The organism is Pseudonocardia sp. ICBG601 (genome assembly GCF_020496245.1).
Genome location: NZ_JAHLJA010000148.1, coordinates 2,632,431 through 2,655,983, shown reverse-complemented (window position 1 = coordinate 2,655,983; position 23,553 = coordinate 2,632,431). Strand labels below are relative to the sequence as shown.

25 protein-coding genes and 1 pseudogene are annotated in these 23,553 nt (G+C 75.9%); 6 read left to right on the top strand and 20 right to left on the bottom strand.

The genetic code is table 11. The features are described 5' to 3' along the window. Positions 1-47: 47 nt before the first annotated feature. The 7 genes and pseudogenes from KPL57_RS42055 to rsfS all read right to left on the bottom strand — a co-directional run. Positions 48-1,673, bottom strand: a pseudogene (locus KPL57_RS42055) (ComEC/Rec2 family competence protein); the annotation flags it as partial. Positions 1,674-2,266: 593 nt separating this feature from the next. Next, the gene (locus KPL57_RS70715; protein WP_308253090.1) at positions 2,267-3,607 is read right to left on the bottom strand and encodes a helix-hairpin-helix domain-containing protein; all 1,341 of its coding nucleotides are present in this window, start codon (positions 3,605-3,607) and stop codon (positions 2,267-2,269) included. A gap of 194 nt (positions 3,608-3,801) precedes the next feature. After that, positions 3,802-4,656, bottom strand: a complete 855-nt coding sequence (locus tag KPL57_RS42045) for a DegV family protein (protein WP_226355978.1) — start codon at positions 4,654-4,656, stop codon at positions 3,802-3,804. Positions 4,657-4,665: 9 nt separating this feature from the next. Further along, positions 4,666-6,108 carry an FGGY-family carbohydrate kinase gene (locus KPL57_RS42040; RefSeq protein WP_226355977.1) on the bottom strand — a complete coding sequence of 481 codons (1,443 nt, stop codon included), beginning with the start codon at positions 6,106-6,108 and terminating at the stop codon, positions 4,666-4,668. Continuing rightward, on the bottom strand, positions 6,105-6,836 hold the full coding sequence (octT, locus tag KPL57_RS42035) for a diglucosylglycerate octanoyltransferase (RefSeq protein ID WP_226355976.1): 732 nt from the start codon (positions 6,834-6,836) through the stop codon (positions 6,105-6,107). The genes KPL57_RS42040 and octT overlap by 4 nt, the downstream gene beginning before the upstream one ends. Continuing rightward, positions 6,829-7,449 (bottom strand): histidine phosphatase family protein, encoded by a 621-nt coding sequence (locus KPL57_RS42030; RefSeq protein WP_208825198.1) that lies wholly within the window; start codon positions 7,447-7,449, stop codon positions 6,829-6,831. The genes octT and KPL57_RS42030 overlap by 8 nt, the downstream gene beginning before the upstream one ends. Continuing rightward, positions 7,446-7,829: a ribosome silencing factor gene (gene rsfS, locus KPL57_RS42025; RefSeq protein WP_226355975.1), complete on the bottom strand. Its 384-nt coding sequence runs from the start codon at positions 7,827-7,829 to the stop codon at positions 7,446-7,448. Before rsfS ends, KPL57_RS42030 begins: the two co-directional genes overlap by 4 nt. A 126-nt stretch (positions 7,830-7,955) precedes the next feature. Between rsfS and KPL57_RS42020 the strand changes: the two genes are divergently transcribed. Continuing rightward, positions 7,956-8,816: a MaoC family dehydratase gene (locus tag KPL57_RS42020; RefSeq protein ID WP_226355974.1), complete on the top strand. Its 861-nt coding sequence runs from the start codon at positions 7,956-7,958 to the stop codon at positions 8,814-8,816. A gap of 4 nt (positions 8,817-8,820) precedes the next feature. Here the strand turns inward: KPL57_RS42020 and KPL57_RS42015 are convergent, their stop codons facing one another. From KPL57_RS42015 to KPL57_RS42000, 4 genes are all read right to left on the bottom strand, one after another. Beyond that, on the bottom strand, positions 8,821-9,501 hold the full coding sequence (locus KPL57_RS42015; RefSeq protein WP_226355973.1) for a hypothetical protein: 681 nt from the start codon (positions 9,499-9,501) through the stop codon (positions 8,821-8,823). A 49-nt stretch (positions 9,502-9,550) separates the two neighbouring features. Continuing rightward, a complete protein-coding gene (locus KPL57_RS42010; RefSeq protein WP_226355972.1) occupies positions 9,551-10,075 on the bottom strand; it encodes a GNAT family N-acetyltransferase in 525 nt (174 codons plus the stop codon). 92 nt (positions 10,076-10,167) lie between these two features. Continuing rightward, complete coding sequence (locus tag KPL57_RS42005) at positions 10,168-10,824, bottom strand: Rid family hydrolase (protein WP_226355971.1); 657 nt, start codon at positions 10,822-10,824, stop codon at positions 10,168-10,170. 27 nt (positions 10,825-10,851) lie between these two features. Then, complete coding sequence (locus tag KPL57_RS42000) at positions 10,852-12,423, bottom strand: FAD-dependent oxidoreductase (RefSeq protein ID WP_226355970.1); 1,572 nt, start codon at positions 12,421-12,423, stop codon at positions 10,852-10,854. Between the two features lie 160 nt (positions 12,424-12,583). Here KPL57_RS42000 and KPL57_RS70710 point away from each other — a divergent pair, with 160 nt between their 5' ends. Next, complete coding sequence (locus KPL57_RS70710; RefSeq protein ID WP_226355969.1) at positions 12,584-14,089, top strand: APC family permease; 1,506 nt, start codon at positions 12,584-12,586, stop codon at positions 14,087-14,089. Further along, on the top strand, positions 14,086-14,826 hold the full coding sequence (locus KPL57_RS70705) for an IclR family transcriptional regulator (protein WP_226355968.1): 741 nt from the start codon (positions 14,086-14,088) through the stop codon (positions 14,824-14,826). The genes KPL57_RS70710 and KPL57_RS70705 overlap by 4 nt, the downstream gene beginning before the upstream one ends. On the opposite strand, the gene KPL57_RS41985 is transcribed toward KPL57_RS70705, so the two are convergent. Beyond that, on the bottom strand, positions 14,805-15,542 hold the full coding sequence (locus tag KPL57_RS41985; protein ID WP_226355967.1) for a class I SAM-dependent methyltransferase: 738 nt from the start codon (positions 15,540-15,542) through the stop codon (positions 14,805-14,807). The genes KPL57_RS70705 and KPL57_RS41985 overlap by 22 nt on opposite strands. Positions 15,543-15,605: 63 nt before the next feature. Here KPL57_RS41985 and KPL57_RS41980 point away from each other — a divergent pair, with 63 nt between their 5' ends. After that, positions 15,606-16,235: a DedA family protein gene (locus KPL57_RS41980; RefSeq protein ID WP_226355966.1), complete on the top strand. Its 630-nt coding sequence runs from the start codon at positions 15,606-15,608 to the stop codon at positions 16,233-16,235. A 7-nt stretch (positions 16,236-16,242) separates the two neighbouring features. Here the strand turns inward: KPL57_RS41980 and KPL57_RS41975 are convergent, their stop codons facing one another. The 7 genes from KPL57_RS41975 to map all read right to left on the bottom strand — a co-directional run bounded on the left by KPL57_RS41975 (position 16,243) and on the right by map (position 21,751). Then, entirely contained in the window at positions 16,243-16,830 is a 588-nt protein-coding gene (locus KPL57_RS41975) for a dihydrofolate reductase family protein (protein ID WP_226355965.1), read from the bottom strand. A 40-nt stretch (positions 16,831-16,870) separates the two neighbouring features. Then, complete coding sequence (locus tag KPL57_RS41970; protein WP_226355964.1) at positions 16,871-17,068, bottom strand: ferredoxin; 198 nt, start codon at positions 17,066-17,068, stop codon at positions 16,871-16,873. A gap of 14 nt (positions 17,069-17,082) precedes the next feature. Then, complete coding sequence (locus KPL57_RS41965) at positions 17,083-18,297, bottom strand: cytochrome P450 (RefSeq protein ID WP_226355963.1); 1,215 nt, start codon at positions 18,295-18,297, stop codon at positions 17,083-17,085. A gap of 127 nt (positions 18,298-18,424) precedes the next feature. Further along, positions 18,425-19,525, bottom strand: a complete 1,101-nt coding sequence (locus KPL57_RS41960; RefSeq protein WP_226355962.1) for an alpha/beta fold hydrolase — start codon at positions 19,523-19,525, stop codon at positions 18,425-18,427. A gap of 81 nt (positions 19,526-19,606) precedes the next feature. After that, positions 19,607-19,765, bottom strand: coding sequence for a hypothetical protein (locus KPL57_RS41955; RefSeq protein WP_226355961.1), 159 nt, complete (start codon positions 19,763-19,765; stop codon positions 19,607-19,609). A 269-nt stretch (positions 19,766-20,034) separates the two neighbouring features. Further along, positions 20,035-20,967 (bottom strand): alpha/beta hydrolase, encoded by a 933-nt coding sequence (locus KPL57_RS41950; RefSeq protein ID WP_226355960.1) that lies wholly within the window; start codon positions 20,965-20,967, stop codon positions 20,035-20,037. A gap of 7 nt (positions 20,968-20,974) precedes the next feature. Further along, on the bottom strand, positions 20,975-21,751 hold the full coding sequence (gene map, locus KPL57_RS41945) for a type I methionyl aminopeptidase (RefSeq protein ID WP_226355959.1): 777 nt from the start codon (positions 21,749-21,751) through the stop codon (positions 20,975-20,977). Positions 21,752-21,814: 63 nt separating this feature from the next. On the opposite strand from map, the gene KPL57_RS41940 reads away from it, so the two are divergent. Further along, a complete protein-coding gene (locus KPL57_RS41940) occupies positions 21,815-22,084 on the top strand; it encodes a helix-turn-helix domain-containing protein (protein ID WP_226355958.1) in 270 nt (89 codons plus the stop codon). 1 nt (position 22,085) lies between these two features. Here KPL57_RS41940 and KPL57_RS41935 read toward each other — a convergent pair whose 3' ends face one another. Then, entirely contained in the window at positions 22,086-22,424 is a 339-nt protein-coding gene (locus KPL57_RS41935; protein WP_226355957.1) for a hypothetical protein, read from the bottom strand. A gap of 277 nt (positions 22,425-22,701) precedes the next feature. On the opposite strand from KPL57_RS41935, the gene KPL57_RS41930 reads away from it, so the two are divergent. Further along, positions 22,702-23,133, top strand: a complete 432-nt coding sequence (locus KPL57_RS41930; protein ID WP_226355956.1) for a nitroreductase family deazaflavin-dependent oxidoreductase — start codon at positions 22,702-22,704, stop codon at positions 23,131-23,133. Positions 23,134-23,553: the final 420 nt, after the last annotated feature.

Genomic DNA, 23,553 nt, shown 5'->3' with positions numbered 1-23,553 from the left:
GCCGCCCGCGGCGCGACGGCCGTGATCAGCCGCGGGACCACCTTGCGGGACCCGTGGTGGGGCATCTTCAGCACGTCCGCCCGCAGGTCGGCACCGGAGTCGATCAGGTCGTCCTGGGCGACCAGCTCGGCGTCGCCGGTCAGCAGGATCGTCGCGGCCGGGGTGGTCGCGCGCAGCAGCAGCGAGATGTCGTTGACCGCCGTCCCGTCGCTGCCGTCGACCGTCAGGGGCGGGTGGACCGGGCCGAGGACCTGCAGGCGCAGCTCCGGCCAGCCCAGCTCCATCCCGCGCGCGAGCCCCACCACCGGGGCACCGGCCTCCTCGGCGCGCCGGGTGATGTCGCGCAGCCCGGACGCCGGTTCCCGTACCGGCCCGACGGCGATGCCGCCCGCGGCGCGGCCACGCAGCGCGCCGGCGAGGCCGCCGTCGTGGTCGGCGTGGAAGTGGGTGATCACCACGAGCTCCAGGACCCGGACGCCGAGCCGGTCCAGGCAGGTGTCGACGGCGTCGTCGGTCGGCCCGGTGTCGACCAGGACGGCGTGCCCGGGGGTACCGGTGGCGAGGACGAGCGCGTCGCCCTGACCGACGTCGCAGGCCACCATCCGCCATCCGGCGGGCGGCCAGCCGGGCGGTGCGAACCGGGTCGGGACGAGGACGACGAGCAGCCCGACCAGCAGGGCCAGCAACAGCGCCCGCAGCCGGGGCACCCGGCCCATCGCCAGCAGCACGACCAGCACCCCGGTGAGCAGCAGCGCGCCGCCCGCCCCCGCGGGCCACGGCACGGTGGCACCGGGCACCGCGGCGGCCCGGTCCCCGACCACCACCAGCCACCACACGAACGGTCCCGCCAGCCAGGCGCAGCACCACGCGGCGGCCGGGCTCACCGCGGACAGCACCGCGCCGAGCACGCCCAGCACCGTCGCGGGGGCGACGGCGGGCGCGGCGAGCAGGTTCGCCACCACGGTGACCAGCCCGACTCCCCCGTTGAGCCCGGCGATCACCGGCGCGGTGGCCAGGGCCGCGGCGACCGGGACGACCAATGCCTCGGCCGGTCCGGACGGCAGCCCGCGCCGTCGCAGCGCCGCCGTCCAGCCCGGACCGAGCAGCACCAGTGCGCCGGTGGCGACGACGGAGAGCACGAACCCGGCGTCGACGGCCAGGGCGGGGGCGGCCAGCAGCAGGCCGAGCACGGCCACCGCCAGCGCGGGCACCGCCGATCGGGCCCGGCCGGCCGCGAACGCGATCAGCACCACCCCGCCCATGACCGCCGCCCGCAGTACCGACGGTGACGGCCGGGCCAGCACGACGAACCCGACCAGGGCGAGCATCGCCGCCGCGGCCGCGATCCGCGGGTCGGTCCGGAACAGGCGCAGGAGGAGCAGCACCGCCCCGGTGATGATCGCGACGTTGGCCCCGGAGACGGCGGTGAGGTGCGCGAGCCCGGCGGTGCGGAAGTCCTGCTCGGTCTCGGCGAGCTGGGCGCGGGTGTCCCCGATCGCGAGCCCGGGCAGCAGTCCCGCGGGTGCCTCGGGCAGCGCGGAGACCGCCGCGTCGCGCAGGCCGTCGCGCAGCGCCCCGGCACCGGTCTGCCACCAGGGCGGCGCGGTCACGTCCTGCGGCGCACCCCGGACCTTCAGCACGGCGACCGTGAGGTCGGGGCGCTGTGCGGGCATGAGCAGCCCGGCGGCGGAGACCTCCTGGCCGGGGAGCAGCCCGGTCCAGCTCGCCGCCGGGGCCAGGAGCAGGAGCTTCCCGCCGGTGGTCGCCCGGTCCCCGCCGACGGTGGCCGTGACGAGCTCGGTGGGTACCAGCGCCATCGCCCGGGCGGCGCCGGACTCGTCGCCGCCGCCGGTGGTGCTGCGCAGGAGTCGGGGGTCGTCGGTGAGCCGGACGCGGACCTCGGCGGCGGCGCCGCGGTCGGCGGGTGCCCGCAGCGGGTGCGACGCCAGCGCGGCCGCGTGGACGGTGACCAGGACGGCCGCGACGAGTGCGCACCCGGCCGCGGCGAGCACGATCGAGGACGGTGCCGCGGCGCGGGCGCTGGCCCGGGCGCGGAGCAGCGCGACCGGCAGGGCGAGCGCCGCGAGGACGGCGGCGGTGATCCCACCCGCGGTGCCGCCGAGCAGCCCGGCGAGGACGGCGGCCCACGTGGCGAGCGCGGCGGGGACGAGACGCAGGTCGGGTGGGGCGGGACGCTCGGCCTGTTCCTCGTGCTCGTCGTCGTGCTCCCCGTGGACCGGGTCCGCCCGGCGGGCTCCGGCGCGGGTCACACCCGCACCAGTTCCTGGAGCTGGGCGAAGCGGCGCTCGCCGATGCCGTCGATCTCCCGCAGCTGCTCGACCCGGCTGAAGCGCCCGTTGGCGCTGCGCCAGTCGACGATCTTCTTCGCGGTGACCGGGCCGACGCCGGGCAGGGCGTCGAGGTCGGACGCGGTCGCGGTGTTCAGGTCGATCTTCCCGCCGGGGGCGCCGGGCGGGGCGGGTGCGGCGGCCGCGCCCGGTTCGGTGCCCGACGCGGGCTCGGAGCCCGGGGCGGGCAGGACCGGGGCGGCGTCGACGGCCGGCGGGACGCCGACCGCGATCTGCTCGCCGTCCCCGAGCCGCCGCGCCAGGTTGAGCACGCTGAGGTCGACCTCGGGCAGCGCGCCCCCTGCGGCGTCGAGGGCGTCGGCGACGCGCGACCCGTCGGGCACCCGGACGAGGCCGGGCCGGGCGACGCGCCCGACGACGCTGACGACGAGCGGCCCCGCGGTGACCGGGGCCGCCGCGACGGGTGCCGGTGCGTCCGCGCCCGCCGACCGGTCCGCCTCCCCGGCCGCCGCCTCGCCGGGCACCGCCGTCACCTCGGGGAGGCCGCCGACGGGCTGCACGGTGGGGCGGTCGAGCCACACACCCACCCCGGCGACGAGCGCACCGACGAGCACCACCGCCACCAGCGCGAGCGCACCGGGGCGGCCCGGGTCGACCCGCGCCCCGGCCAGCGACGACGGCAGCCACCGCTGGGCCCGGCGGCGCAGCCACGAGGGGCGCCCGCCGTGCGGGCCGTCGTCGCCGGGGGCCTCCTCGGGCGGGGCGGGATCGTCCCGGGCCAGCAGGGCCAGGGGATGGCCGGCGTCGGGGTCGGCGGTCCACACCGGCGTCGCGCCCTGCGGGTCGGCGGGGTCGGCGGTCCACTCCGGTGCCGCACCGTGCGAGGCGCCGGGGTCGGCGGGCCACCCCGGTGCCGCCCCGTCCAGCGCGCCGGGGTCTGCGGGCCACAGCGGCGTCGCGCCCCGCGGGTCGGCGGGGTCGGCGGTCCACCCCGGTGCCGCACCGTGCGAGGCGCCGGGGTCGGCGGGCCACATCGGCACCACACCGTGCGAGGCGCCGGGCCCGGACGCCGGCGGCGTCGTACCCGGCGAACCGGCGCCGCGGACATCGTGCGGCGGGGGTGGCCCGGGCGCGGGCGCTCGTCCGGGGCGTGACTCGGCCGGGCCGGGAGGCAGCGGCAGCGCGGGCAACGGGACCGTCGGGGGATCGAGCCGGTCCGCGACCGTGTCCGGGCGCCCGCGCGTCCCGATCCCGGCGAGCCGCCGGGCCGGGTCGAGGGAGGCGTCGGTCCTGGTCACGCAGCCGACGCTAGGGCCGCCACACCCGTTCCGACCGGCCGGTGTCCGGCCTGTGGACGGATCCGTCGATTGGGGACCGACGGCGTCCCGTGGGCCGTCACGGGGCCGGATCGTCGGCGGTCCGTGCTAGACACCGGCGGGGCCCGTCGGCTCGTGGCAGGGCGGCCGGGGCCGGCCACCCTCCGGGGAGGCGGTCAGCCCGCCGGCACCACCACGACCCCCACCAGCCCCGGTCCCGCGTGCGCCCCGATCACCGCGCCGACCTCGGAGACGTGCATCCCGGCGGCGTCGGGCAGATGTTCGCGCAGCCGGTCGGCGATGTCCTCGGCCCGGTCCTCGGCACCGAGGTGGTGCACGGCGACGTGCGCCCCCGGACCCGCCTCGGCGACCGCGAGCGCGACGAGCCGTTCGGTCGCGCGCGAGGTCGTGCGCACCTTCTCCAGCGGCGCGATCCGGCCGTCGCGCAGGTGCAGGATCGGCTTGACCGACAGGGCCGTGCCCACCAGCGCGGACGCGGCGCCGATCCGGCCGCCACGGCGCAGCCGTTCCAGGTCCTGCACCGCGAACAGGATCCGTGCCCGTGCGGCGACGGCTCCGGCCACGGCCTCGACGTCGTCGGGGGCCTCGCCCGCCCCGGCGGCGTCGGCGGCGGCCAGCACGGCGAAGCCCAGACCCATCGCGATGGCGCCGGAGTCGACGACCCGGATCCGGTCCGGGGCGACCTTCTGTGCGGCGAGCCGGGCGGCGTCCCAGGTGCCGGACAGCTCCCGGGACAGGTGCACGGCCACGACGGCGGGGGCGCCGTCGTCGAGCAGGGCGGTGAAGCGCTCGGCGAACGCGGCCGGGGTCGGGCGCGAGGTCTGTACCAGCAGGTTGCGGTCGGCGAGGGCGGTGATCAGCTCGGCGGCGGAGACGTCGACACCGTCACGGGCGGTGCGCTCGCCGAGCCGCACCTCCAGCGGGACGACGTGGATGCCCCGCCGTTCCGCGACGCCGGGCGGCAGGTGGGCGGTGGAGTCGGTGACCACGGCGACCGGCGAGGGGGGCACGGCCGGACCCTATCCACCCGTCGGGCGGAACAGCGGTGCCAGTGCCCGCTGCGCGGCGAGGTAGCGGCCGTGCGCGTCGTCGAGGCGGCCGCGGGTGCGCGCGTCGGGGGTGAACTCCCGGTCGACCCGCACCATGCGCCCGGCGAGCTCACCGACCGAGGCGGCGTCGCCGGTCGCGAGCGCGGCGAGCATCGCGGCGCCGAGCACCCCGGCGTCGCGCTCGGCGGTGCGGCGGAGAGGCCGGTCCAGCACGTCGGCCTTGATCTGGCACCAGAGGTCGCTCGCCGCACCACCGCCGCAGGCGGCGATCGTGTCGGCGCGACGTCCGGCGGCAGCCTCCAGCGGCCCCAGGACGTGCCGGGCGGCGTGCGCGACGCCCTCCAGCACGGCGCGGCCCAGCTCGGCGGACCCGGTGGCGAAGCCCGCGCCGAGCCAGTGCCCGCGCAGGTCCGGGTCCCACAGCGGGGCCCGTTCCCCGGCGAGCTGGGGCAGGAACAGGACCTGGCCCGGGTCGGCGCCGGCGGCGCGGTCCAGCAGCTCGGCCAGTGCGACGCCGAGCACCGCGGACGCCCAGGTCAGGGCGTCGCCGCCGGCCTGGGTGGGCCCGGCGTGCACGTGCAGCCCGCGCCACGGCGGGAACGTGACGATGCCCGGGGCGCCGCCGCCGGGCGTCGCGGCGAGGGCCAGGACCTCCGAGGTGCCCGCGATGTCGATCGCGTCGCCGGGGGCGGCGATCCCGCCGCCGAGCAGCGCCGCCCAGGCGTCCATCGTCCCGACGGCGACGGGCAGCCCGGCCGGGAGCCCGCCCGCGCCGGTGGTCTCCCCCGCGACCGACGCCGGGTCGGTCAGGGGCGCCGGCATCGCGCGCAGCCCGGGGACGAGCAGGTCGAGCCAGTCCGGGTACCGGCCGTCGGGGTCGAGGAGCCCGGTCGAGGACAGCGGGTCGGCCACGGCGGTGCCGGTGAGCCGTTCGAGCAGCCAGTCCTTGGGGGCGAGCAGCCTCCGTGCGCGGGCCCACGCGTCGGGCCGGTGTTCGGCGAGCCAGGCGGCACGGGCGGCCGCGTGCGAGGCGTCGACGGTGCCCAGCCCGCCCCGGACCCGGGCCCGGTCGGCGGGGGCGAGCCGCTCGGTCAGTGTCGCCGCGACCGGGCCGCACCGGCCGTCCTGCCAGGTGATCGCCGGGTGGACGGGGGCACCGTCGTCGTCGACGAACAGATGGGTGTTGACCTGGGCGCACACCCCGACCGCCGTCACCCCGGCCAGTGCCGGGCCGAGTGCGCCGACCACCTCGGTGAGCCCGGACCACCAGTCGTGCGGGTCCTGCTCGGCGTGCCCGGGTGCGGGCCGCGCGGTGGGGTGGGCGGCACGGGCCGCGGTGACCCGGACGCCGTCGCCGGTGAACACCGCCGCCTTGACCGAGGTGGTGCCGAGGTCGATGCCGAGCAGGGTCACGGCCGGTCCCCCACGGCCGCGAGGAGCCCGGCCAGCGCCTCCCCGACGGCGGCGTGGCCCGCCCAGCCCCAGTGCAGCCCGTCGGGGTTGCCGTGCCCACCGAGGACGTGCTCGCCGACCAGGGCGGGCACGTCGAGCACCGTCACGGCCGGGGCGCCGGCCGCCCAGCGGCGGATCGCGGCGTCGGTGGCGGCACGGTGCGGGTGGGCCAGGCCGTAGTCGGCGGCGCGGTGCACCGACGGTGCCAGCGCCACCACCGGCAGCCCGGGGCGCAGGGCGTGCACACCGGCCCGGCAGCGTTCCAGGTAGGCGACGGTGAGGCGGGGCGGCAGGGTCGCCGGTCCCCCGCCGGGCAGCCGCGCCAGCGCCGGGGCGAGCCGCGGCTGGGCGCGCCGGTAGGCGCTGCGGGCCGCGTGGCGCAGCGGGGCGGGCCGCAGGACGGGGATCAGCTCGCGCAGTGCGGTCGGCAGCGGGGACGGCAGCGAGTCCATCCCGGACACCCCGAGCACGACCGCGCCGACCCGCGGCAGCGCCGCCCACACCCGCGGGTCCCCGGTGATCGCCGACCAGGCGTGCCGGGCCGTCCACCCGGCGCGCGCGACGATCTCGGCGCGGCCGCCGAGGCGGGCGGCGGCGATGTTGGGCCACAGCCTCGGCTCGTCGGCCGGGCAGGGCCGCTCGGGTCCGTGGAAGGCCAGCGAGTCCCCGACGACCAGCAGGTCAGGCACCGATGTTGTACCCCGACAGGCGCCAGCGGGGGTGGTCGTCACGGCGGGCGACGACGGCCCACCGGGTGTTGCCCAGCCCGCCGATCACCGGCCAGGACGACTGCGGCAGGTCGAGCAGCCCGCACACCATCCCGGCGATCATGCCGCCGTGCGCGACGAGCAGCACGGAGCGCTCCTCCGGGTCGGAGGCGTACTCGAGGTCCAGCTCCTCGACGACCGGCAGCGACCGGACGACGACGTCGACCCGGGACTCCCCGCCGGGCGGGGTGAACCGCGGGTCGGACCGCCACTCGGCGATCGCGCCCGGGTCGTCGGCACCGATCTCGGCGATGGTGCGTCCCTGCCAGTCCCCGAGGTGGGTCTCCCGCAGCCGCTTGTCCACCGACAGCGGCAGCCCGACGGCCTCGGCCACCGCGGTCGCGGTGTCGTGGGCGCGGGTCAGGTCCGAGGTGATGATCCGGTCGAACCGCTCCTGCGCGAGCCGCGGCGCGACGGCCGCGGCCTGCGCGCGACCGGCGTCGGTCAGCCGGGTGTCCAGGTGCCCCTGCATCCGGCCGACGGAGTTGTACTCGGTCTGCCCGTGCCGCAGCAGGGTGACCCGGCGCAGCGTCATGCAGTGCCGTCCGGGTCGCCCTTGGGGTCGGGCACCTCGATCGCCGGGCAGTCCTTCCAGAGCCGGTCCAGGCCGTAGAAGCCGCGCTGCTCGGTGTGCATGACGTGCACGACGATGTCGTTGAAGTCCAGCAGCACCCAGCCGTTGTCGTTGTCGCCCTCGCGGCGGGTCGGCTTGCTGCCGCGCTCGCGCAGCTTCTCCTCGACCTCGTCGACGATGGCCTGGACCTGACGCTCGTTGGCCGCCGACGCCAGCACGAAGCAGTCGGTCAGCGCGAGCTGGTCGGACACGTCGAGCGCGACGATGTCGACGGCCTTCTTGTCGGCCGCGGCGGCCGCGGCCACCTTCGCCAGCTCGACCGCCTCCGGTGATGCCGTCACCACACTCTTCCCTTCACGACCACGATTGACCTCGACAGTGTGTCAGCCGGGCACCGGGGGCTTGGGCGGCGGGCACCGGGCGGGATAGGTTTCCGCCTCACGGTGGAACGTCGAAGGAGACTCCCCATGCCCCTGGCGCCCGATCTCGAGGGCACGCAGTGCGAACCGGTCAGCTTCGCGTGGGCACGGGACGACGTGCTCCTCTACGCGGTCGCCGTCGGCGCGGGGGGTGAGGACCCCACCGCCGAGCTGTCGCTGACCACGGAGAACACCGCGGGCGTGCGGACGGCGGTGCTGCCGTCGTTCGCGGAGATCGTCACCGCGGGCGCGAAGGTCGACCTCGGTGACGTGGACGCCTCGCGCGTCGTGCACGCCGAGCAGGCGTTCCGGGTGGTCGGCCCGCTGCCGGTGGAGGGGCGGGTCCGGGTGACCGCGACGGTCACCGAGGTGCTCGACAAGGGGTCCGGGGCGCTGGTGCGCACCGAGGCCGAGGCCGTCGACGCGAGCACCGGGGAACCGGTGCTGACCAGCACGAAGACGTTGTTCCTCGGCGGCGAGGGCGGCTTCGGCGGCACCCGCGGTGACAGCGCGCCGAGCCCCGTACCCGACCGCGCGCCCGACCACGAGGTGACCTACCGGACCACGCCCGGCCAGGCCCTGCTCTACCGGCTGACCGGGGACCGCAACCCGCTGCACAGCGATCCGGAGTTCGCCGCGAAGGGCGGTTTCGACCGGCCGATCCTGCACGGCATGTGCACCTACGGGTTCACCACGCGTGCGCTGGTCGCGACCGTCTGCGACGGCGACGCCCGCCGCCTCGTCGCGATGGACGCCCGGTTCACCCGGCCGGTCGTGCCCGGCCAGTCCCTGACCGTCTCGGTGTGGGACACCGGTGACGGCACGGTCGCGTTCCGGACCGCCGTCGACGGCGAGGTGGTGCTGGACTGCGGCACCGCGGAGGTCACGGCGGCGGCCGCGTCCGCCTGAGCGCTCAGGACGCCGCCGCGGTGACCCGCGGCGGCGCCGGGTCCCCCGGGTAGTCCTGACCTCCCCGATAGGCGAGGGCGGACAGCGCGTCGAGCGCCGCGAGCTGCGGGTAGGTCCGGTCCGGGTCGCCCCGGTGCGGCCACCGGTGGTCCAGGTGGCGGAAGGTCACCGCGCGGTGCCGCGTGGTGGCCAGGAACCGCGGGTTGTCCCGCACGAAGCGGGCGTAGGCGTGCCGGAGCGCGGGGTGGCGGCCCAGCTCGGTGCGGACGAACCGGTCGACGTCGGCGCCGATCTCGTGGACGTACTCCCCGCAGGGGGCGACCACGAACGGCACCACCCACGCCTCGTGCACGCAGAGCAGGTCGCGCACGGCGCGCTGGCGGTGCCCGGCGTTCTCGCTGCGCGACATCCACGCAGCGACGACGGCGCGGCGGCGCGGGCCCATCCGGGCGAGCACCGCCGACGACGGCCAGGGGAACGACACCCGGAACGGGATGTGGACCGGGTCGCCGTCGACGTGCACGTCGTGGTCGGCGACGCCGCCGCCGGAGTCCTGCACGAGCTGCGCCGACACCGCGCCCCACGGGGCGAGGGTGTGCATCGCGGCGTGGGCGTCCCGGCGGACGGGCTGCGGCACCGCGCGGAGCAGCAGACCGGCCACCGTCGGGGTGGGGACCTCGATCACGAGGATCACCGTAGCCCGATCGGCGCAGCGCAGCGTGACCGATGGTCGACTATTGCGCTGCGTCGTCACTCTTTCGGCGCTGCGTGATCGGCAGCCGGTAGAGCGCGGCGACCGGCTCGCGGCCGTCCGGGAACCGCCACCCGGCGGGCGCGGTCCCGGTGCGGACCCAGCCGGCCGCCCGGTAGAGACGCTCGGCCGGGACGGACTCGACGACGTCGAGCACCCCGTCGCGGCCACGGGCCGCGAGCTCGGCGGCGACGCCCGCCAGCAGGGCGCGGGCGTGCCCGGCACGGCGGAGCGCCGGGTCGACGAACATCCGGGTCAGCCGCAGCGCACCGGGGTCGCCCGCGTCGTCGGCATCGTCGGCGAGGAGCGCGGCGTGCCCGACGACCCGCTCCCCCACCGTGACGACCAGCGCGGTGACCAGGCCCGACGGGGACAGGAACGCCGCCGGGTCGGCCGGCCAGGTCGACGGGTAACGGTCGGTGGCGTGCACCGCGCGCAGCACCGCGACGCAGCCCGGCAGGTCGTCGTCGGTGCGGGGGCGCGGACCCGGCGGCACGACGGCGCTCACGACCCGACCGTACCGCCGCACCCCGGTGCCGCGACCGGATCGGCGCCACCGCCTGAGCCGGCCGGACCGGCGGGCCCGCGCGGGGGCGCAGGTCAGCGCGGGGTCACCCCGGCCGGGTAGACCGCGTCGACCTCCACCTCCACCAGCCAGCCGGGGACCGGCAGGCTCGCCACCTCCAACGCGAACCGGCTGGGCCGGGCGGGGTTGCGGACCAGCGGTGCGGCGGGCGCGGCCGTCCCGGTCGGGACCAGCACCGTCTCCCCCGTGGTCAGGTCGGTGTTGGCGAAGTACTGGCGGTAGGCCCGGTTCCAGCCGGCGTAGTCCGCCCGGGTCGTGCCGGGGGCGTTGTCGAGGAACACCCGCATCGAGGTGACGTCGTCCAGGCGCAGGCCCCGGGCCTCCAGGTTCTCCTTGATCCGGGCGAGCGCGTTCATGCCCTGGGCCTCGGTGAGCGAGACGCCCGCGGGGAGCGTGCCGCCGGGGAACTGCCCCGCGTCGACGTAGGACTGCGGGGTGCCGTCCGCGGCCGCGGGGTTCGCCGCGGACGGGCCGAGACCGCTGGACTTGTACAGCGATGCCCCGCTCACCACGCTCACCCCCTCGGCGATCATCGGGTCGGCCTCGCCCGCCTCCAGCACGGGCAGGGCGGACGGTCCGGGCCCGGCGGGGTCGGGCGCGCCGCCGGCGCAGCCGGTGACCAGCGCGGCGGTGACGGACAGGGCGATCAGGACGGGGACGGGACGTCGCATCGTGTCTCCTCGGGGAACGGGGTGGGGTCAGGCGCCGCCGGCGACCCGGGCGTGCAACGCCGAGACCGTCGACCGGGCGGAGGTGAACGCGCCGTGCTGCCAGGCGATGGCGTGCGAGAGGTGGTCCCCGGCGAACCAGATGCGCCCGGCGGGCTGGGTGAGCAGCCGGTACTCCGGGCTCGTGGCCTCCCAGCTCGCCCAGGCCGACTCCGACCAGCGGGTCACCGCCCACGACCCGGAGAACGACGACGCGATGTCGGAGCGGTACTTCTCGCCGTGGATCGCGGCGCCCTCGTCGAGGGCCTTCGCGAGCCGCTGGCGGTGGGTCAGGGATTCGAAGGCCCGCTGCCGCGCCCCGGAGCTGTAGTAGCCGACGACCACGCCCCGGTCGGCGTGGAAGTGGTCGTAGGGGAACATGATCTGGGCGATGTCGCGGTCGGTGTTGCTGGCGCCGCCGTAGATCCGCTCGTCGGTCTCCCACCAGCGGCGGGTGTACTCGATCCCGAGCTTTCCCGACGAGCTGGGCTTCGCCGCACGCTGCGCGGCCAGCACGGCGGCGGGCAGGTTGGTGTCGAGCCGGGTCACCAGGTGCGGCGGCAGCGTGCAGACGACCTCGTCGGCCGTCAGCCGCTCGACCGGCCCGCCCGCGACCGGCACGACGTCGACGGTCACCCCGTCCGGGGTGTTGTGCAGCCCGGTGACGGCCGTGCCGTAGCGGATCCGGTCGGCGCCGATCCGCTCGGCGAGCGCGTGGTGGATCCGGTCCATCCCGCCGACCGGGGTGAACATCATCGTGGCCTGGTCGTACTCGTAGTCGAAGGCGAAGTTCCGGCCCAGGCCGCTGCGGATCACCGACGACATCGGGTACGGCACGGTGGGGGTCCCGGCGTCGGTCCCGCCGCCGGGCTCGCGGGCGTAGCCCCGGCGCGGGGAGCCGAGGTAGCGGCCGTCGGAGGACAGGTCGCCCAGCGAGACGAGGAACTCCGAGAGCGCCTCCTTGTCCGCGGCGGTCAGGACGTCGTCGACCGCGCCGCGGGTGGTCGCCTTGTGGAGGAGCTCGGAGACGTAGCCGAAGGTGTCGGCCTTCGCCGCCCGGTAGGTGACCGAGGTGCCGGACAGCGCCCCCGCGTCGGTGTAGTTGACGACGGTGTTGGCGTTCTGGTTGCCGAACGGCTGGATCTCCACGCCGAGCTCGCGGCAGTAGTCCAGGGTGACGTGGCTCTGCGGGATCCGGGTCGCGCCCAGGTTGAAGAAGTGGCCCGGCGCGAAGGTGCAGCGTTGCGTCTCGCCGTGCAGGTCGGTCTCCTCGGTGCCCGCGCGCACCGACCAGACCCGCCCGCCGGGCCGGGTGCGGGCCTCGACGACGGACACGTCGTAGCCGACCTTGCCCAGTTCGTGGGCGGCGGCGAGCCCGGCCGGGCCGGCGCCGAGCACGAGCACGCGGCGGCCCGCGGCACGGGCGTCGCGGGCCGGTGGGGTCCAGGCCGGGTCGTCCCCGGCACGCGGGGCGAGCCCGATGCTCGCCATGGCCTCGTACGCGGCGCCGGCCCCACCGGCCAGCCCCAGCGCCCTGATGAACGTTCTGCGGGTCACGGTCACGGCGGAGATGTTCGGAACCGGCGGCGACGGTCGCGGGTCGTCCGCGCTGCGTTCGCGGCAACCGGACCGGGAAGGCGGGTCGCGCGCTCCCATCGCGGGTTCGACGTCCGACGCGTGGACGCAACACCCGGGCAACAGCCCGGCCCTAGCGTCCCGCTCCGTGTCCGACCTCGACAGGGCCATCGCGCGGTCCTTCTTCCCCGGCCGGGCACCGCTGCGGGCGGAGTCGCCGATGGCGCCGCTCGGACGGCGCCGGATGGGTGGGACCGAGCTGGTCGCGCAGTCCGTGGCGACGACCGCGCCGGCGGCGTCGATGGCGATGCTCCCCCTGGTGGTGGGCCGGCTCGCCGATCCGCTGGCGGGGCTGCTCGTCGTCGTCGGCGCGACGGTGGCGGTGACCCTGGTGGCGGTCTGCCTCGGCCAGTTCACCCGTCGTCAGGCCGCCGCGGGCGGTGTCTACAGCTTCGTCTTCCAGGGCCTCGGCGCGCGGGCCTCGCTCACCGCCGCCGTCGTGATCGGGTGCAAGTACCTGGGCAGCGCAGCGATCACCCTCTACGCGGGCGGCCGGGCCCTGACCGCGCTGGCCGGGGCGGCCGGGCTCGACGTGAGCGGGGCCGGTGCGCAGGTGCTGCTGCACCTGGTGGTGGCGGCGGGGATCGCGACGGTGCTGGTGCGCGGGCCGCGGGTCGCCGCCCTCACCCTGCTCGGGGTGGAGGCCGGCTCGCTGCTGCTCGTCGTCGCGGTGCTGCTGGTCCCGGCCCCGGACCCCGCCGCGCCGGTCCCGGCCGGACCGGTGCCGGACCTGCTGGCCGTCGCCCTGACGGCGATGTTCATGCTCGCGGGCTTCGAGTCGGCGACCTTCTTCGGCCCGGAGGCGCGACGACCGCTGGTCACGGTGACCCGGGTGGTGCTGTGGACGCCGCTGCTGTGCGGGGCGCTGCTGTCGTTCGCGGCCTGGGCCGGCTGGACCGGCCGGGCCGCGACCCTGGTCCGGATCCTGACCGACCCCGGGTCGGCGGGGGTCCCGACCGCGCTGGTGGTGGCCCTGCACGCCGGTCTGGCCTGCTCCTACCTGGCCTCGGCGGCAGCCTCGGCGCACGCGGCGTCGCGGGTCGCGTTCTCCCTCGGGGTGGAGCGGCTGCTGCCACGAGTCCTCGCGACGGTGCACCCGCGGTGGCGCACCCCGCACCGGGCCGTCGTCGGGATCGTGGCCGTGGTGCTCGCCGGCGGGCTGCTCGCCGACCTGGCCCCGTCCGGGACCGACGCGGTGCGCCACCTGGTGCGGGCGCTGGTCACCGTCGCCTACGTGCTGGTCGCGGTCGCCTCCGTCGCGTTCCTGCTGCGCATCCGGGAGCACACCCGCCCGGCGCTGGTGACCGGCGCCGTGGTCGGGGTCCTCGGCACGCTGCTCCTGGTGCTGCGGCTGCCCGGCCTGCTCGGCGCCGTCGACGGGACCGGCGCCGCGGTGGCCCTGGTGGCGTGCTGCGCGGCGGGGCCGGTGTGGTGGTGGTTCCTGCGCCGGCGCCCGGACCGGCTCGCCCGGATCGGGGCGTTCGACCAGCCCGGCAGCGACGACGTCCTGCCCGGCGCGGGCGACTTCGTGCCGGACGCCTCGGGCACGCCGAGACTGGTCCGGCGGGACCGGCGGGCCGGGGACCCGCCGTGAGCGAGCCGGGTGCCGCGAGCCGGGCCCTGGAGCTGCTGGCGGCGGTGGCGCGGATCGGGCCGGGTGCGACGGCGCGGGAGCTGTCCCGCACGACGGGGATCCCGGCGGCGACGGCGTACCGGCTGCTCAACGTGCTCGTCGCCGACGGCTACCTGGTCCGGATCAGCGACCTGTCCGGTTTCGCGCTGGGGCGCCGCACCCGCGAGCTCGCCGGTGCCGCACAGGGTCAGCCGCAGCTGGCCGAGGTCGTCGCCGGGATCCGCGGCCGGGTCCGGTTCGGGCTGTTCGTCGCCGACTGGCCCGCGGGCGCGCTGCGGCTGGTCGACCGGGACCCCGACCACGAGCTGCCCGGGGAGCGGACGCTGCTCGCCCATCCGCACGCCTCGGCGATGGGCAAGATCATGCTCGCCGCGCACCCCGAGCTCGTCCCCGACCGGCCGCGGACCCTCACCCGGCACACCCTGACCGCCGCGCCCGTGCTGGCCGAGGAGCTGCGGACGGTGGCGCGCGCGGGCGTCGCCACCGAGGTCGACGAGCTGCGCTCCGGCCGCTCGTCGGTCGCGGTCGCGGTGCGCGACGCCGAGGGTCGCGTCGTCGGCTGCCTGGCCGCCCTCGGCCCGACCGGGCGGCTGCCGGTCACCGATCCGGACCTGACCGCGCTGCTGCGCGCGGGGGCCGACCGGATCGGCCGGCTCGCGGGCGCGCGGGAGCCGGGTCAGCGCGGACGCAGGACGTAGCCGGTGTAGCCGTACTCGGCGCCGAACCGTTCCCGCACGGCGATCTCGTCGCCCACCTCGTCCAGCGCCGCCGGGTCGACGCCGTCCTCCCGCAGGGTGGCGATCCGGCAGGCCAGCGGCCGGTAGTAGGCGTCCCAGTCGGAGTCGGGGAGCAGGTAGACCGCCTGCACCGTGTACCCGGCCCGCTGCGCGGCGGCGACGTTCTCCGCGGTCGTCCGCATCCCCGGGTAGCCCGTGTCCCAGAACTCCCGCGCGCCGGGCGACGGCTCGGTGGTCGTCCACTCGGCCTCGGTGAGGACCAGCACACCGCCCGGGGCCAGCAGCCGCCGCCAGCCGGCCAGCGCGGCGTCGAACCCCATGACGTAGGCCGCGCCCTCGGACCAGACGAGGTCGGCCTCGCCGTCGGGCAGCGGGAGGTCGTCCATCGCCGCGACGAGCGGACGCACCCGCTCCCCCAGCCCGGACGTCGCGGCGCGGGTCCGCAGCCGCTGGAGGAAGGGTTCGTGCAGGTCGACGGCGACGACCTCACCACCGGTCGCCGCGGCCAGCGGGAGCGTCGAGGGGCCCGTCCCGCAGCCGATGTCGACGATCCGCGGCCGCTCGGGCAGGTCGCCGGCCAGACGCAGCAGCAGCGCCGTCGTCTCCTCCGATCCCGGCGCCTCACGGGGCAGGTCGTCGTGGGCGGCCAGGAAGACCTGCTCCAGCGGTGTGCTCACGTCCGCGGATGATGCCCGCACCGGGCCGTCACCGCAGCACCGATACCTGTGCATGATGGGGTGGTGCACGTCGACATGCTCCTGATGGCGATCCCCCCGCTCGCGATCTACTTCCTGTGCGCGGGCGTCGTCGGGGTGGAGAGCATCGGGGTCCCGCTGCCCGGTGAGATCGTGCTGGTCGGCGCGGCGCTGCTGGCCGCGCGGCCCGGATCCCACATCGACCCGGTCGCCGTCGCGGCGTCGGCGACGGCGGGCGCGATCGTCGGTGACTCGATCGGCTACTCGGTCGGGCGCCGCTACGGCACCGGCCTGCTCGAACGGCTCGGGCGCCGCTTCCCCAAGCACCTGGGGCCCGCCCACCTCACCGTCGCCCGGCGGATCTTCGACCGGCACGGGGTGTGGGCGGTGCTGTTCGGTCGCTTCGTGGCGATCCTGCGGATCCTGGCCGGGCCGCTGGCCGGGACGATGCGGATGCGCTACCCCGCGTTCCTCGCGGCGAACGCCACCGGTGCGGTGCTGTGGGCGGGCGGCACGGTCGCCCTGATCTACCTGCTCGGCATCGTCGCCGAGACCTGGCTGAAGCGGTTCTCCTGGATCGGGCTGATCGTCGCCGTCGTCGGCGGACTGCTGGTGTCGCGCTACGTGCGGCACCGGGTGGAGCGGGCCGCCGCGCGGGAGGAGACGGCGACCTGAGCGCCGGTCAGCGCGCCGCGTGCGCGGTGTAGACGACCCCGCCGGAGAACGACCGGGCGTCGAGGAGCCGTAGTCCCTCGAAGGACGCACCGTCGGGGAACAGGCGCCGGCCGGCGCCCTGCACGACCGGGTGGTGGAAGAGCCGGAACTCGTCGACGAGCCCGGCGGCGATGAGCGTGTGGCAGAGCGTGATGCTGCCGGTCAGCACGATGTCGGTGCCCGGCTGCTCCTTGAGCGCCGCCACCTCGGCGACCGGGTCCCCGGACAGGATCGTCGAGTTCCGCCACTCCGGGTCGGTCAGCGTGGACGACACCACGTACTTGTCGACGTGGTTCAGGTAGTCGGTGATGCCGGTGGCGTCGTCGGTCTGCGCGGGCCAGAAGCCGCGGAAGTCGCAGAACGTGCGACGGCCGAGCAGGGTCGCGTCGGACGCGGCGTCCTGGCGGTGCAGCTCGGCGAGCACGTCGTCCTGGCCCTCGGCGTTCGGGTCGAACCAGTCGCCGAGGAACTCGACGGCGCCGTCGAGGGTGATGTTCTGGGTGATCGCGAGGGTGCGCACGGGAGGTGCCTCCACGGTCGTCGGTGCGTCGTACACCAGGGTCGACCGCGGAGGCGTCCCGGACTCATCGCTCCGCTCAGTCGTCGACGACGGTGATCGCCGACGCCGGGCAGCCGCGCGCCGCGTTGCGCACGGCCTGCTCCTGGCCCTCCGGCGGGGTGTCGGTGAGCAGCTCGACGATGGCGTCGGAGTCACGCTGGTCGAACACGTCCGGGGCGGTGAGCAGGCACTGCCCCGAGCCGACGCACGCGTGCTGGTCGACCTCGACCTTCATCGCGGTCCCCTCCCTCACCAGCGGACCGGCAGGCTGCGGACGCCGCCGGTGATGTGGTCGGTGCGCACGTCGAGCTCGTCCATGCCGACGGCGAGGTCCAGCTCCGGCAGCCGGCGGGCGAGCGTCGCGAACACCGCACGCAGCTCGGTGCGGGCCAGGCTCGCGCCGATGCAGAAGTGCGGCCCGTGGCCGAAGCCGACGTGTCCGCGCTCGGTGCGGTCGGGGTCGAAGGTCTCGGCGTGGTCGAAGACGTCGACGTCGCGGTTGGCGGCGTTGACCGAGAGGATCACCGCGTCGCCGCGCGCGATGGTGACCCCGGCGATCTCCACGTCCTCGTGGGCGTAGCGCAGGAGTCCCAGGTCGCCGGGCGCGCCGAGGCGCATGACCTCCTCGATGACGGCGTCGATCCGGCCGTCCGGGTCCGCGGCGAGCCTGTCCCACTCGTCGCGGTTGGTCATCAGGAACAGGATGCCGAGCCCGATCCGGTTCACCGTGGTCTCGTGGCCGGCGAACAGCAGCCCGACGCAGAGCCGGACCATCTCCGGGTAGCCGAACCCGGGGTCCTCGGCCTGGGCCTGCACGAGGTCGGTGATGACGTCCTCGCCCGGCTCGGAGCGCTTGCCCTCGGCGAGCCCGGCCATGTAGCGGCCGAACTCCTCGCGGGCGACGTGGGCGTCCTCCCCGGAGAAGGTCGCCATGCGGTCGGAGAGGGCGCGGAAGTACTCGCCGTCGGACTCGGGGACGCCGAGCAGCGAGCAGATGACCGCCACGGGCAGCGGGAAGGCGAGGTGCGTGTGCAGGTCCACGGTGGCGCCCGGGCCCGCGGCGTCGTGCTCGGCGACCATCGCGTCGACGTAGCCGTCGACGAGCTCCTGCACGTGCCCGGACAGCGTCCGCATCCGCTTGGCGGAGAAGGCCGGGGTGAGCAGCCGGCGCATCCGGCCGTGCTCCTCCGCCTCGTTCTCGTAGGTGCCCGACGGCCCGTCCTGGACGGCGGCGGTGCTAATCCTCGACGCCTTCTCCGGCTCCGGGTGCGACCGGCCGAACCGCTTGTCCCCGAGCAGCTCGCGGACCTCGGCGAACCGGGTCACCAGCCAGGCCGGGTCCCCGGCCGGTGTGGTCACCGGCGCGATCGGCGCCTCGCGGCGCAGGACCTCGTAGAACGGCGCGAGGTCGAGCAGGTTCGGTCGGGTGAACGGCAGGCGGGGACGCTCGGTGGCGAGGGTCATCGACACTCCTGGGGGTCGTGGTGGTGATCCCCAGCCTACGATTTGTTGGCAGTATCTGCCACGAATGTGTCCGGAGTGCGCCGGACCGTCCCCGAACGGGCGGGTCGGGGACGGTCCGGGCCCGCGGTCACGCCGGGCTGTCGAGCAGCTCCTGCAGGTACTGGTCGATCTGCGGCATGTAGGTGGGCGCGACGCCGAACAGGGCGAGGTGCCCGAGCAGGTCGTCGACGACGCGGATCGTCGCGTGCGGGGTCAGCTCCAGCTCGGCCTCGTGGTCACGGACCGGGAAGAACATGTCCTCGTTGATCGGGATGACCCGGGCGACGGACTCGTTGCGCCCGAGCGCCTCGGCGAGGTCGCCGCCGGTGTGGCGGGCGACGTCGCCCCGTTGCCACTTCCACGCCATGCACAGCAGGTCGTTGGGGTCCATCGCGGTGAAGTACGGCTCCAGGAAGCCGGCCATGAACGCCTCGCGGGACTCGAACTCCAGGGCGCGCCACACCTCCTGCTTCCAGAACTCGGTGGAGAACCCCATCACCGCCCAGATGCCGGCGTGCCGCTTCAGCCCGGCCTCGACCTCGGTGTTGCTGCGGTAGTTGCCGCCGGCGAAGCCGGGGTCGGAGGTGATCGCCTCGACCAGGGCCTGCGTGTAGAGGAAGTCGTGCGGGGTGTTCTGCGCGGTCCCAGCGATCGGCGCGGCGCGGCGCACCTTCTGCGGGAACCGGACCATCCACTCGTAGGTCTGCTGCGCGCCCATCGAGCCCCCGACGACCAGCGCGAGCCGGTCGATCCCGTAGTGCTCGCGCAGGAGCTGCTCCTGGGCACGGACGTCGTCGCCGATGCGGACGTGCGGGAAGTTCGACATCGCGATGCCGGCGTTGGCGCCCGAGGCGTTGTGCGGGCTGGTCGACAGACCGTTGCCGATCTGGTTGACCACGACGATGAAGTACCGCTCCGGGTTCAGCGCGTGGTCCGGGCCGATGTAGACGTCGCGGAAGATCTGGTGCGTGCCCGAGTACCAGGTCGTCACGAGGATCGCGTTGTCCTTCGCCGCGTTCAGCGTGCCGAAGGTGGCCACCGCGAGCTGCAGGTCGGGGATCACCCCGCCCTCCTCCAGCGCGAACTCCCCCAGGCTGATCAGGTCGTAGTCGCCGTGGAACTCGTGGGTGTAGTAGGGATTCTCGATCGCCGTCGGCTGCACTGTCGTCCCGGTCGTCACTGCTGTCACGCTCCTGCTCCGTCGAAGACGCGGACCGGGGCGACTCTTCTCCCTTGTGACGCGCGGCACAAGATCCCGACCGGGCCGCGCTCAGCTCCAGGCGACGACGAGCACGAGCATCGTCACGACGATGCCGAGTCCCAGCACCATCATCAGCAGCCAGGCCGCGGCGTTCGGTGGCGCCGCGGCGTGCGCCGGGTCGGTGCTGCGGCGCAGCTCGGCGAGCTGGGCGGGGTCGAGGATGGGCATGGTCAGGTCGTCGGAGTTCATATGGTGGTAACGCGCGGAGCCGGGTCGCAGGCACTGCGTTCCCATCTCTCGTGTGCCGCAAGAAGATCGATGTCGCGGACGGTGGTCCGCGTCCGCCCACCGGGCTCACTTTCCGTAGACCGGGAACACGCGTTGCATGACGCACCGTGATCGGCGGCGTCGCGGCGTCGCACCTCGCAGACGTTTGCCCGACCTCGCAGCCCCCGCAGCGGCTGCGAGGTCGGGGCACGGTGTGCGAGGTCGGGTCGTCACAGCCCGGTCGACGGGGACGCGCCGTCGATCCGGGCGGACAGCCAGTCCCGCGCGTACCGCAGCGCGGTGGCGGCGACCGGGGTGTCGTGCCCGGCGAAGCCGTGCGGGACGTCCGGGTGGACGCGCAGGTCGACCTCGACCCCGGCCGTCGCGAGCCGGGCGGCCATCGCGAGGTTGTCCTCCAGCAGCACGTCGTCGGTGCCGACCGTCATCAGCAGCGGCGGCAGGTCGGTGAGGTCGGCGAACACCGGGGACAGGTCCGGGACGGTCCGGTCGGCGACGTGGCCGGCGTAGGCGCGCAGGAAGTACTCGTCGGCGATGCGGCGACCGGCCGGGGTCCGGGCACTCAGGTCGTAGGTGCCGTACCGCAGGTCGGCCCCGGCGACGCGGTCGGCCAGGCCGCGGTCGCGCAGCCGCAGCAGCGTCGTCACGGCCAGGGTGGCCCCGGCGGAGACGCCCGTGAACGCGATCCGGTCGGTGCCGAACAGCTCCGGCGCCCGGTCGAGCAGCCACAGCGCCGCGGTCGCGCAGTCGTCGGGGGCGGCGGGCCAGGGGTGCTCCGGGGCGAGCCGGTGGTCGACGGCGACGACCGCGACGCCGAGCGCGTCGGACAGCGCCCGGTTCCCGACGTCGTCCCGCGCGGCCGAGCCCAGGTAGAAGCCACCGCCGTGGATCTGCAGCAGCACCCCGCGCGCCGCGCCCGGCGGGCGGCAGATCCGCACCGGCACCCGACGGCCGTCGGCGACGGCGGTGTCCCCCACCGCGGGCGGCACCGCGGGCGGCGGCGGGGCGACCGCGGCCCGGACCGCGCGCAGCTCGTCGGCGTCCGCGGGACCGCGGCCCGCCGGACGGGAACGGTAGAACGCCCGGGTCCGCTCGGCGTCGGCCGGCGGGACCGGGACGGTCAGTGCGTCGAGGGCGACACGCACGGGCCGCTCAGCCCTGCCCGCGGCGGGTCAGCACCCAGGGGCCGTCCTCGGTGATCGCGACGGTGTGCTCGGAGTGCGCGGTGCGCGAGCCGTCGGCGGAACGGATCGTCCAGCCGTCCGGGTCGAACACGATCTTGTCGGTGGTCCGTGCGAACCAGGGTTCGAGCGCGAGGGTCAGCCCCGGGCGCAGGGTCAGGCCGCGACCGGCCCGCCCGGCGTTCGGGATGTGGATGTCGCCGTGCATGGTGCGGCCGAGGTCGTGCCCGCCGAACTCGGTGTTGACCGGGTAGCCGTAGTCGCGGGCGACCCCGCCGATGGCGGCGGAGATGTCGCCGAGCCGGTTGCGCGGCCGGGCCGCGTCGATCGCGGCCTCCAGGGCGTCCTCGGTGGCCCGGATGACGCGCAGGTCACCCTCGTCGGCCGCGGTGCCGACGACGACCGTCCGGGCGGAGTCGGCGACCCAGCCGTCGATGCTGACGGCGATGTCGGCGCTGAGGACGTCGCCGTCGCGCAGGACGTAGTCGTGCGGGAGCCCGTGCAGCACGGCGTCGTTGACCGACAGGCAGATGACGTTGCGGAACGGGCCGCGCCCGAAGGACGGGGCGTAGTCCCAGTAGCAGGACTCGGCGCCGCGTTCGGCGATCATGCCGCGCACGTGCTGCTCGATGTCGAGGAGGTTCACGCCGACGTCGGCGATCCGGCCGACCTCGGTGAGCACCTCGGCGACGAACCGGCCGGTCGTGTGCATCCGGTCGATCTCGGCCGGTGTCTTCAGTTCGATCACGGTATTACTATACCGGACCGTCACGGCTTGCCGGTACAGTAATACCGACCCTACGCTCGACGCATGGTCCGTCAGCCCCTCACGCCCGAGCAGATCGAGGCCGGCCGCCGTCTCGGTGCGCTGCTGCGCCGGGCCCGGGCCGACCGCGACCCGGTCGACGTCGCGCGGGCGGCCGGCGTCTCCCCCGAGACGCTGCGCAAGCTCGAGACCGGACGGCTGCCCTCGCCGGGGTTCGGGACGATCGTGTGTCTGGGCGAGGCGCTCGGGGTGCCGCTGGAGGAGCTGGCGGCGGAGTGGCGCGGGAGCGACGTGGCGATGGAGGCCGCCGGGTAGCTCAGGTCAGCTGCCGGCCCAGCACGTCCAGTACCTCCTCACCCAGCGCGACCGACTCCCGGTCGCCGATCCGCTCGTAGCCCGCACGGCTGCCCCGGACCTCCTCGACGACCAGCGCCCACTGGGACGGGTCCAGACCGATGCGCAGCTCCTGGTCGGCCGCCGGCCACTGCCCGTCGACCCAGGGGACCTGCGCGCCGATGGACTCGCGGGCGGCGAGGGCGAGATCGGCCCGCGCGTGGTCGTCGCCCATGATCGCGACCTCGATGGCGTTGTCGAGCTCCGCGTCGGCGACGGCGCAGAGGCGCGCGCTCAGCACGACGGGGACGGCGTTCGTCATGCGGGCGGGATCGTCGAGCCGGGCCGGGGCGTTACCCGGCCGGGGCCCGGCACGGCGATGCCGTCGCGCCGGGCCGCTCGCCGCCCTGATGCGATCCCACCGGGGTGCGCCCGGCCGGCGCCGCCACACGTCCTGAACCGTCCGCCACCACGGGGACGCGTCCGGCTCCCCGATCGGGCGGACCCCGAGGGGCCTGGAATGACCGGCGGGGAGATCGAGTTGACCGGGGAGGTACGGCGCGGAGACGGCGCCCGACACCTCACCGGAGGAGCTCGACATGAGTGACGCACCCGCCCCGATGGACTTCGCCGCGATGAATCGCGCCGTGATCGAGGAGTTCCGCGCGAACGGCGGCCGGGCGGGCGGCATGTTCGAGGGCAAGCCGCTGGTGCTGGTGCACCACGTGGGGGCCCGGTCGGGCACCGAACGGATCGCTCCGCTGGTCCCGCTGATCGAGGGCGAGCGGGTGTACATCTTCGCGAGCAAGGGTGGCGCCGACAGCAACCCGGACTGGTACCACAACCTGATCGCGAACCCCGACACGCGGATCGAGCTGGGCACGGACACCCTGCCCGTGCGGGTGCGGGAGGTCACCGGCCCCGAGCGCGACGAGGTCTACGCCCGCCAGGTCGCACTGGAGCCGCAGTTCGGCGACTACCAGCGCAAGACGGACCGGACCATCCCGGTGCTGGAGCTGCAGCGGGCCTGAGTCCGCACCCCGGTTCCGGACCCGCCCCCCGGGGCCGGCCCGTTGCCCGTCGATCAGTACCTGAGCGCGGTCGCGCGGGGCCTGCACGGCACTCCTGCGCTGATTGACGGGGGCGTGGTCGTCACCCGGGGTGGGTGGGGCCCGGATCCGGACTCCTCCCGGGGCGTGGCGCAGACGTGGGCCGACACGTCCACCGCCGCGATCACCCGTCCGGCGCCCTGACATCCCGGCCGAGCGTCCGTCCGCGCAGTGATCCGCGGCCCGCGCGCTGATCCGTCGCCCGCGCGCGACCGGACGCACGCGACGAGCGGATCACCGCGCGTACCGAGGATCACCGCGGAGCGGTGGACGGCGCACGGGGTCGGCCGCCGATGTTCGGCTGCCCCGCCGACGGCTGCTGATCCACGACGGGGCGTCGGT